Genomic DNA, 10,948 nt, shown 5'->3' with positions numbered 1-10,948 from the left:
TTTAATTTTTCTAATTGGTAGGTTGATAGCAACACAGGCACATTAATGCGTGTGCTTTTGCCGTTTACAAGCACTGGGAAACGCAAAATACCATTGCAAGCGCCATTCAGCCCACGGCTGAAGCCGGGCAAGCTCGGTATGGGCATTCTGGCGCAATTCTTGTAATTAGCAGAGTTTGCGACACCGGCCACATTAAGCAGTATATTCACCGTATGCAAAAAGAAAACCCAAAAGTAGTTCAACTCGACTGGAGGAGAAACCTGATAGCTCATCCCAAATGAAAGGATAAACAGGGAAACCAGAAGTATTGTTCCAGCTGCTTTCTGCCATGGTTTCCAGTTGGTGAACATCACAAGTCCTGAGAGATTAAGATAAAAATATTGGAATCCAGTTCGGAGACCGAACTCATGAATCTGGAGAAATGCGGTAAAGGCCACCATGGTGATGAAAATGAGAGAACTCAGTGCGTACTGTTCCTTACGGTTGAGTTTGATGGACAAATAAGATACTGCCAGGAGCAGAACGTTTGCCAATGCAACTCTATAGGTCTGCAGGACAAAAAAATAGATGAAAACCAGGATGGCACCAATAATGATTGTGTTCACATAAACAAAGTTTGCCTGGTTCTCATATTGCTGTTTTTCATAGGTTTCTTTCAGTTTGGAGCTTTCCATGATCCACTTCCCGCTTTAGATTTAAAAGGCTTATTTCATTTACCCTCTATATTTATGCTACTCGTGATAGTTTGTTAATATAAATTTTGTTCTGATGCAAATTTCCTACTTAATTGTCCCAAATCATTGCTTTCTGTGAAACTCTGTTTTTTCTTCCGTATTGGATTTCATTCAAATAATGGAGAAGTATATCAGCATCGGAGAAGGCGTCATATTGGACAAGATGTTCTTTATACGGAGTTGTATATGATGTTTAGTGATTTCATTAATAATTCAGCAAACTATACATAAATTCAAGAAGAATGGCGAAAAAATGAATTTGTCTATAAATCTTATGTAGTGTTAAACTAAAAGAATAGAAAACAGATAGAGAAAATTATTTGCTTTTGTTTAGAAACATGAAATAATACTCAGAATACTCAGAATATTCAGCCTTGAATTAAAGAAGTGCTGAATGAGAGATCTCATTCACAGACAGTTTGAAGAGCTTATAAAGTGGAGCTGAAGCCAACAAAGAACAAACGCAGATTACAACAGATTATTGGTTTCTACAGATGGCTTTCCAACGCCTATATTGCCAAAACACACTATTGCAGGAACTATAGAAATGGGTATCTGGAAAAAATGTTGAATCAAGGGAAGAACCGAAGGTCGGACAAGTAAGACTTTCAAGGAAATAGGAATGTCTGAAACAACGAAACTAAAATGAGAAAGGAGAAGCTGCTCGACAATATATCCGTGAACAAGTAATCAAAGTACAGAAACTGCAGCAGACAGACCAGCATATTCTCTCTGGTGCAAGTATATACTCAAGGTTATTTAGGGAGTTTCACCATAGGAGTGTTCTGTCATTCTATCAAATAAGTGCAGTGTATTAATTGCAATCACAAAGACAGACACGCTAAACGGGGAAAGTCTTATCATGGGTAGAGATGTCCATATTTTGAGCAGCAGGAGATCTGGTGTTAAAAAAGGCGTATCTCATTGCTACAATACTCATCAGCATAGTTATCATTTCACTTTTCTTCACAGAGAATGGACGAGCGTCTGAAAAAATAGCCCTGAGTGAAGAAGAAGTAATATTTATTGAGGAGCATCCTATCATTGAAATTGGGATTGATTCCCTGTTTGTTCCTTTCGAGCTTCTTGATCGGGATGGTGAATATAAAGGGAATTACTGCAGACTATCTGGCTCTTTTGGAAGATCGGACTGGACTGACATTTAAGGTTCGGAAAAATCTGACATGGCCTGAAACCTATGACAAGGCATTGTCTCATGAGATACCTATGTTATCAGCCATATCCCGTACTAAGGACCGTGAGCAGTACTTCATTTTTTCTAAAGCCTACTACCATTTCAAACGAGTGATCGTAACAAGAACGGATGAAAAGGGCATACAAGGAATTGAAGACCTCTCGGGCTCTTTGGTAGCGGTTCAGAAAGGAAGTTCACATCACAGCTATCTGTTAGGATTTCCAGATATTAACCTGAGTCTTTACGACGCGGTGGAGGATGCGCTCACTGCAGTGGCGAATGGAACTGAAGCCGCCTTTGTGGGCAATCTGGCAACCACCAACTTTCTGATACAGAATTCTGCGCTGACCAATCTTAAGTTTACTGCTTTTGAAGCGGATAAAAATCTGGGCATCCATTTTGCAGTCAGAAAAGACTGGCCAGTGCTCATTGGCATATTGAATAAAGCACTGGATACCATTACGGACGAGGAGCGCATGGAGATCGCTTCAAGATGGATTTCCGTCTCCAGTGAGCCGGACTTTGGCCCGTTTCTTCGAATCATAGCCCTCATTGGAGCAACAGCACTGATTATTCTCGGGGTATCCTTTTACTGGATCCTTAAGCTGAAAAGAGAAGTGAAGCACAGGGAAGAGACACAGATGGAGCTGGAGGCGGCAAAGATGGAGGCAGAGGAGGCAAATGATTTCAAATCCAGCTTTCTTGCGCGGATGTCCCATGAAGTCCGGACTCCTCTGAATGCGATTGTCGGTATGTCCTATCTCCTGCGAAAGACCGAAATTACCTTGACCCAAAGAACCTATATTGATCGGATCACTCAGGCATCCAATAATATGCTCAGCATCATCAATGACATACTGGATTATGCCAAAATCGAAAAAGGAAAAGCTGAGCTGGAAATCACTTCCTTCAGCTTAGATCAGGTGATCCAGAATGTGATCAGTATCGTGTCCTACAAGATTGATGAACAAGGGATAGGACTCAGACTAATCAAAGATTCCAAGGTACCCAACTGGTTTTTGGGAGATGGGAAAAGACTGGAGCAGATTCTCTTAAACCTAATGAACAACGCATCAAAGTTCACCCAAAAAGGTGAAGTTCTTCTGGAAATAAGACTTTTGGCAAGGGAGGGATCAAAGTACCATCTTTGTTTCACGGTGGAAGACACGGGGATTGGCATGAATGACACCCAGATTAGCAGGCTCTTTGTGCCTTTTACTCAGGCGGATTCCACCATAACCAGGAGGTTTGGCGGATCTGGATTAGGACTTTCCATTGTTAAACATCTGGTTGAACTGATGCATGGAACCATTGAAGTGTACAGTACAGAAAATGAAGGTTCAACATTTTCTGTGAAAATCACTTTACCTGTGGATGAGGAGCGTCAGGATCAGTATTCCAGGAGACTCTCTTCCAGTCAGTTCAAAGACATCCGAACCTTGGTTCTTGAAAAAAATGGTGCAAGCATGAATCTCATCGAAAGCTACTTGAGATCATTCGGTATGCAGTGCGAACTGACAACCTCTGAGAAGAGTGCCTTGAGTATTCTGGAAAACGGTGCAAAACCCTTTGCGGGGCAGATTCATTTGCTGATTCTGGATTATGATGCACCCAAAAACGGCGGGCTTCAGTTTGCGAAAGAAATCTATGAAAACTCGAGAATTACCGTAAAGCCTAAGATTCTTCTACTTGTGCCCATGATGAGGGAAGAACTCTTTGATGAAGTGAAAAACAATCCAGTGCATCTGGCAATAGGAAAACCCATTATACCCTCTGTGCTTCTGGATGGTATCGTAGATCTTTTTGAAGCGAAAGCCACCACAGGCATACATGAGGAGGTGCAGCTCTACCAGGAGAAAGAAGGGATAAAAATGCGAAAATCAGTGCTTCTCGTGGAAGACAACAAAACCAATCAGCTGATTGCAAAATCTCTCCTCTCAAGAATTGGGGTTGACACCATTGTGGCATCCGATGGTCTGCAAGGGGTGGATCTGTTCAAAGAGCATCAGAAGACCATTGGGCTGGTTCTCATGGACCTGCACATGCCGGTAATGAATGGATTTGAATCTGCAGAAATCATTCGGGCTCTTGATAAGGAAGTGCCCATTGTAGCAATGACTGCTGATGTGGTTCTTGGCGTTAAAGAGAAATGCAAGGCGCATGGAATGAATCATTTTATCAGCAAACCCTTTGATCCAGATGATTTCATCTGCCAGGCAGCTGCCTTTTTAGATGAGAAAGAACGCTCTTTCCAAAGGAACATGCTTCTGGATGTTCCGTCTGGACTGAGAAGTATGGGAGGGAACGAACTGCTGTATTTGGAAGTCCTCCGGGAGTACCTGAAAGAAAATCAGGAGTTTCTCTCTGAACTGGATAGAGTGATAAAGAGCAGAGCGTATGAAGATGCGGAGCATCTCATTCATAAACTGAAAAGCAGCTCAGGCAGTATTGGTGCAAAAGAAATATATGACTATTGTGTGAAATTTCAAAAAGTATTGCAAGACGGTAAAGATATGGATATTCTTATGTATAAGAGTGATTTTACAGGTCTTTTTCAAAGACTTCTTGTGGAAATCCAATACTATGTTGAAAAATAGCGCGTCCAAGAGGAGATAAGAGAATGACAACAAGAATACTAGTGGTTGATGATTCTTCGGCAGATCGACTGATGATAAAGTCTATGCTCGGTCATTATACAGTTCAAACAGCTTCCAACGGACAGGAGGGTCTTGCGCTTTTAGAGGCTGAGGGACCTTTTGATATGGTCATCCTGGACATCAATATGCCAGTGATGAATGGGTTCGAGTTTTTAGAAATCATAAAAGAGAAGGGACTGCTAAAAAATCTAAGAGTCATGATTCTGACAAACTATGATGAGAACGATAATGAAATCAGAGGTCTTCAGATGGGGGCCGTGGACTATATCAGAAAACCCATCCAGCTGGAATCCCTCATTGCAAGAATCGAAATCCATACAGAACTGCTTCGGATGCAGAAATTACTACAGGAAGAGTTCTCCAAGCAGACTCAGACCTATAATAAGATCTATCAGCAGGCACCCATAGGAATTGCAGTGTCTTTTAACAGGGAACCATGTACAGATAATGAAAATCCCTATATTAACATAAATCCTGTATATGAGGAGATCACAGGGTACAGCAGTGAGATGCTCCGGAGGTTGGGGTGGGAGGCTTTAACGCATCCTGATGATATTTCTGAGAACCTTCGTTATTATGAGAGGATGGTTTCAGGAGAGATTGAAGGGTACACCATGGACAAGAGATTTCTGAGGCCGGATGGCACTTATGTATGGGTGAACATGGTGGTTTCAAAGATTGATCTTCATGCAAACCATAAGTATAATCATGTTTCGATGATTCAAGATATCACATTACGGAAAGAAGCAGAGCAGAGGCTTATGGAGAGCGAACGCAGCAAATCTGTCCTGCTTTCCCATCTACCAGGACTTGCCTACCGGTGCAAATATGATGAGCACTGGACCATGGAGTTTGTCTCAGATGGTGCCAAAGAGCTCACAGGTTATGATTCAAAAGACCTTCTTTTTAATCAGGCCGTTACTTTTGATGAGATTATCGCAGAGGAATACCGGAGCATGCTTCGAAAAGCATGGAGTGATCTTCTTCCGTTAGGGCAGACATTAAATGCTGAGTATGAACTTGTCAAAAAAGACGGAAGCAGAATATGGGTCCTTGAAAAAGGTCAAGGGATCTTTAATGAGGAAGGCGAACTGGAAGCGCTGGAAGGCATTATTCTGGATGTGACAGAGAAAAAGAGAATGGAGGAGAATCTGAAGTTTCAGATGGCCCATGACAGCTGGACTGGCATAAGGAACCAGTATTCACTGGACAAAGTTCTCACAGGAGATCTGAACCGCCATGATGGATCCTCAAAAGCCCTCATGGCTGTGAATCTCAGCTATCTTCACGTTGTCACGCTGATATATGGACATCATTATACGCAGGATCTGATCAAGAAGATTGCGGATACATTACTTCTTTACTGCAGCTCGGATAAGTCGCTGTATAAATTTCAGGATAACCAGTTTGTATTCTACTTTCATGAGGTTTCCTCCAGAGAGGACATTTTGCAGTTTGCGAAAGATCTCCATGAAAGCCTTGAAAATCTCCTTCTACTTGAAAGAATCAATCTTGGATTTGGTGTAGTGGAGTTCAATAGCCAAAAGAATATGGATGGGGACAGACTGCTGAAGAGCATGCTCATTGCCTCTGAGAAAGGACTGGATAATCAGGAGCAGCTACCCATCAGTTTTTTTGACGAGGAAATGGAAGCGGGTCTTGTTCGAGAAGAAGAGATCAAGAAAGAACTGGTGCAGATCACTGATCATATCAATCCGGAAAGACTGAGTCTTCATTATCAGCCCATCCTGAACATCAAAGATCATACCATTGTTGGGTTTGAAGCATTGGCCAGATTGGACAGTGTTTATTTAGGAAAGGTTTCTCCGGTTGAGTTTATCGCGGTTGCAGAGAAGTCAAAGCTTATTATTCCGATAGGGGAACGTATCATTGATATGGCGCTGAGGTTTATCCAGAGGCTTTATCATCAAGGATTCACAAGCTACTGGGTATCCATCAATATTTCTCCGATCCAGCTGCTGAAGGAAGATTTCTGCGCGTATCTCCTCAATGCGATGAGTCTCTATCAGGTTCCACCTGAGTCAATCCATATTGAAATTACGGAGACTGTTTTCTCATCAGATTATGATGATATTAATAGGACTCTGGGAGTTTTGAAAGCTCATGGAATCCATATATCCATTGATGATTTTGGCACCGGATACTCGTCTCTATCCAGGGAGAGAGAACTCAATATCAACTGTTTGAAGATTGATAAGTCATTTATTGACAAACTTACGGAAAAAGAGGAGAACTCCGCCATCACCGGAGATATTATTGTCATGGCCCACAGGTTAGGGCATACTGTCATAGCGGAGGGCGTTGAGAACGAAAAGCAGCTGAGCTATTTGAAGTCTCATCAATGCGATTTGGTACAAGGGTATTATTTCTATAAGCCAATAGAAGAAGATAAGATATTTGATGTGCTACTTTAGAAAGTAAAGTGTCTATTTGGATGACCTGTGAAAGAGAATGAGCACGCTTTTTACGGTGTGGCATCGGGTCACAGATGAAAGGATAAAGTTAAACAGAGTTTCATAATGAAGCGGTCGGATTTCCATGAACAGAACCTGAGCTTTTGTAAGAGCAAACTAAGCAGCAATGAATGGTACAGCTAGAGAAATAAAGAGTGAAATCTGAATCAGAAGAGAAGTTCTGTACTTATTTGGCTATTTTGATTATTTTTAATGAATTCATTAGAAATATGGTTTAGACTTCAAGTAAGGAGGGGAGATCCATGCGTGAATTAAATGAAGTAGAGATGAGAATTGTAGACCGCACTTTGTACCTGATTGGTCAAAAAGGAACCGTTGATGTGCCCGTCCGTGCTATTGTCAAAGAAGCTAAGGTGAATCTAGGTGCCATCAATTATTACTTTGACACAAAAGAACAGCTTCTTACTCTGGTTCGAGAGTTTTATACGGACAATATGCTGAAAACTGTAGAATTTTTAGAGAATCAAACCATGGATTTGGAAGAAAGACTGATTTATTATGCCAATGAGACCATGAAGTATGCGTTATTGTATCCAAACAGTGTTGTTTTGGTAAAAGATGCTTACAGAAGTGAAGTGAAGAACTCAGCATCCGAGGAGCTGAACCGAACACTGAACCATATGTTTTCATTATTAAATGCTTCGCTGAAAGAATATCTTGGTGAGCACGAACTGGAAATCAAAAAGATGGTGTTTATGTCTGCGATGGTCCACCCAACGGAAGACAATGCCAACGATGGATTATACAGCGGCAATATTGATACTGTGGAGAAAAGAATCTATTACATTCAGTGTTTATTGAAGATGCTCAAAAACAGCTCATGCTGACAGAGGACAGGAAAAACAAAGGAAAAGGTGGCTGCTTGTGCGAACGAACTATTATGCCCTTGTGGAAGAATACTTGCCACAGACGAACGAAGATAAAGCGATCAAAGATTCCATACTGAACTATATACAGAGAAATAGAGAAGCAGTGCTTACGAGAGAAGATCCCATGGCCCATATGACGGCTTCCACGGTCATACTGAATGAAACTGCCACGAAGATGCTCATGATTCATCACAGAATATATGATGCCTGGACATGGCAGGGAGGACATGCTGACGGGGAGGAAGATTTGCTTCATGTGGCCATAAAGGAAGCGAAGGAGGAGACGGGACTGAGTCATTTCAGACCTGTAATGAGCAGAAATGGCACTCTTCTTTACCGGCTGGATATTCTGCCTGTAAAGGGACATGTGAAGAACGGATTTTACGTTTCTCCTCATCTGCACCTCAATGCTGCCTTTGTACTGATTGCGAAAGAGGAAGAAGAGTGCATAGTGAACGAAGCTGAGACCAAAGGCATTGAATGGGTGCTGCTGGAGGACATTGATGTGAAGGCTGATGAGCCGGATATTACGCCGATTTACCACAAACTGATTTCAGAAGCAAAAATAAAACAGGTGTAGGACTTGATTTCTACACCTGTTTTTCCATTGGGGACCATATTGCTTTCGTAGAACCGGTGAGCCATCTTTTTCTGAAAAGAAGTGCTCGAACAATCTCATCCAGACCCAGGGCAATCCAGATGCCAGGCAGCCCGAAAGAAAAAGAGAAAGTGAAAATATAGGAGAAGAAGACACCGATGCCCCACATCGAGAGGAGTGAGACTCTGAAGGGATAATGCACATCACCAACTGCGCGCAGAGCATTCACATAAATAAGGTTCTGGCTCCTGCCAGCCTCCACAATGAAGTTAAAGAGCAGAACATGTCCTGCAAGGGCTACGATTTCAAGATTGTCTGTGAGAATACCCAAAAGGGGAATTCGGAAGACAACAAGAAGTGTACAGAGAATCATGCTGATCGAGAAGGACAGCGTTGCGGAATGGGTTCCGAGGATTTTTGCTTTATCCTGATGTCCCGACCCCGTATACCATCCGGTCATAATGGCAGTCCCTTGTCCTAAGGATACAGAGAATATGTAGACAAAACCTGCAAGGGTATTGCTGTAAGAGTAGGCTGTGATGGCCACATCTCCCAGTCTGGTGATAAAAATCATCATCACAAATTTTGCAAGATTATAGGAAATCTGCTCGCCTGCAGCTGGAGCTCCAAGTTTTAGGATATGTGGCAGAATATCCATCATAGAAGAAAGTCTGAATCGGAAGGTCTTCAGGCGAAACCCCATTTTGTACACAATGGACCCCAGTACGGCAAATCCAACAATTCTCGATATCACGGTAGCGTAGGCAGCCCCTTGAACACCTAATGCATCGAATCCTGCATGTCCATAAATAAGGATGTAATTGAGCACTACATTCACAACATTCATGAGAATAGAGACTTTAAGCGCTGTCTTTGTCTCACCATGGGATCTGAGATAAACGGAAAAGGTCATGGTCATCAGGTGAATGAAAAGATATCTTGATATGATGATGAAGTATTCTGAAGAGAATCTCAGCATTTCCCCATGGAGATCCATAATTCCTAAAAGTTCATGGGAGAATAGTACCAATAAAGCGCTGAAGAAGAGTCCCAGAACTGTATTCACCATGAGCGCTGTGATAGTAAGAGTCTGCAGATCTTCAGATTTTCTCTTGGCTCCCACAAATTGTGTCATGAGGATACCAGCTCCTTGAGCAATGACATTTCCTGCAATAAGAACCAGGAAGAGAATCTGATTTGCAACACCTACAGCCCCTACAGCAGTGTCACTGTAATTTGAAAGCATCAGTGTGTCTACACTCCCGATGACGGTAAATAGAAGGCTCTCAAAAAATAGAGGGAAGGAGAGCTTTAGTAGTTTCTTTTGTTCATTCATATAATTGTCCTCGTTTGATAAGTTTTTTCTCATATCATAGTATATAATCTAATTAACAGAAAAACTTGTAGGAATGTGATGAAAAATGATACAAAAGAATCCTAATATCGGATTGCATCAATATGAAAAAAAGAGACACGGCGTAGATCAGCTCCCTTTTGCTGTGTACCGCTCAAAAATTCCCGAAGGGTTCACCTATTATCCAATGCACTGGCATGAGGAAATGGAAATTCTTTATGTCGAAGAAGGAATGCTGACACTGATGGTGAATGGACAGAAATATAGAGCGGAAGCTGGAAAGGTTTATGTGGTTTCTCCGGGCATGATCCATGCCATGGAGGAAATTCCAGGAAAGCATGCTGTTTACTATAACGTACTTTTTCATCTGAACTTTTTAATGTCTAAAGAAGATGAGGATCATCTCAATGAATCGATGCTGCAGCCTCTTCTTCTCGGAACGAAGCAGTTTCAGGTGGAGCCATTTGTAAGGGAGGAGGTGAAGAAAGAAGTGCTTCACACCATTAAAAGTCTCGTCTCTTATCGGGAACAGCAGGAGGAGGGAATTGGTTTTCTTGTGAAAAGTGATCTGTTCCGGCTGCTGCACGGTCTAAGACATACTTTACTGACTTCCCAGGATCCAATGATTGCCGCAGGTCAGATGGAACGGATGAAAAAGCTGACCAACTGGCTACTGGAAAACCTAACAGAGGAGATCACACTGGCGTCTGCAGCAAAGTTTGCAGGATATAGCACTTCTTATTTCTCCAAGTTTTTCAGGAATTATACTGGAACCAGTTATCTTCACTACTTCACAATGCTGAAGCTGGAAAAATCAAGAAAGCTTCTGGAAGCGACGGATCATTCTGCCATGGAAATTGGAGCACTCTGTGGATTTCAGAATTACTCCTATTTTATCAGAACGTTCAAGAAGCACTATGAGACCACACCGAAGCAGTACCAGATGAGATCCAGAAAAAAGAATAGAGTGTAACCTGAATTAGCGAGAATTCCTCCATCCTCTTTAGGTGGGGGAATTCTCGCTTTTTACAGGAATTGCGCCAGAA

8 protein-coding genes are annotated in these 10,948 nt (G+C 42.0%); 6 read left to right on the top strand and 2 right to left on the bottom strand.

The genetic code is table 11. From position 1 onward, the window contains the following. On the bottom strand, positions 1-674 hold a 674-nt coding region (locus DEF30_RS04580; protein ID WP_294096941.1), incomplete at its 3' end, for a hypothetical protein. A 962-nt stretch (positions 675-1,636) separates the two neighbouring features. Here DEF30_RS04580 and DEF30_RS04575 point away from each other — a divergent pair. The 5 genes from DEF30_RS04575 (at position 1,637) to DEF30_RS04555 (ending at position 8,530) form a co-directional block, all read left to right on the top strand. After that, a complete protein-coding gene (locus tag DEF30_RS04575) occupies positions 1,637-1,900 on the top strand; it encodes a hypothetical protein (protein ID WP_294096939.1) in 264 nt (87 codons plus the stop codon). Further along, positions 1,872-4,526 (top strand): transporter substrate-binding domain-containing protein, encoded by a 2,655-nt coding sequence (locus DEF30_RS04570; protein WP_294096937.1) that lies wholly within the window; start codon positions 1,872-1,874, stop codon positions 4,524-4,526. Before DEF30_RS04575 ends, DEF30_RS04570 begins: the two co-directional genes overlap by 29 nt. Before the next feature lie 23 nt (positions 4,527-4,549). Next, on the top strand, positions 4,550-7,021 hold the full coding sequence (locus DEF30_RS04565) for an EAL domain-containing protein (protein ID WP_294096935.1): 2,472 nt from the start codon (positions 4,550-4,552) through the stop codon (positions 7,019-7,021). A gap of 302 nt (positions 7,022-7,323) precedes the next feature. After that, complete coding sequence (locus DEF30_RS04560; RefSeq protein ID WP_294096933.1) at positions 7,324-7,908, top strand: TetR/AcrR family transcriptional regulator; 585 nt, start codon at positions 7,324-7,326, stop codon at positions 7,906-7,908. A 37-nt stretch (positions 7,909-7,945) separates the two neighbouring features. Next, positions 7,946-8,530: an NUDIX hydrolase gene (locus DEF30_RS04555; protein WP_294096931.1), complete on the top strand. Its 585-nt coding sequence runs from the start codon at positions 7,946-7,948 to the stop codon at positions 8,528-8,530. Positions 8,531-8,540: 10 nt separating this feature from the next. Here DEF30_RS04555 and DEF30_RS04550 read toward each other — a convergent pair whose 3' ends face one another. Beyond that, positions 8,541-9,884 (bottom strand): MATE family efflux transporter, encoded by a 1,344-nt coding sequence (locus DEF30_RS04550; protein ID WP_294096929.1) that lies wholly within the window; start codon positions 9,882-9,884, stop codon positions 8,541-8,543. A gap of 112 nt (positions 9,885-9,996) precedes the next feature. On the opposite strand from DEF30_RS04550, the gene DEF30_RS04545 reads away from it, so the two are divergent. Continuing rightward, a complete protein-coding gene (locus DEF30_RS04545) occupies positions 9,997-10,875 on the top strand; it encodes an AraC family transcriptional regulator (RefSeq protein WP_294096927.1) in 879 nt (292 codons plus the stop codon). The last annotated feature ends 73 nt before the right edge of the window (positions 10,876-10,948 follow it).

Origin of the sequence: Proteiniclasticum sp., from assembly GCF_003514505.1 — a bacterium.
Classification (GTDB): domain Bacteria; phylum Bacillota; class Clostridia; order Clostridiales; family Clostridiaceae; genus Proteiniclasticum.
This window is presented reverse-complemented; position numbering and strand designations above follow the sequence as displayed.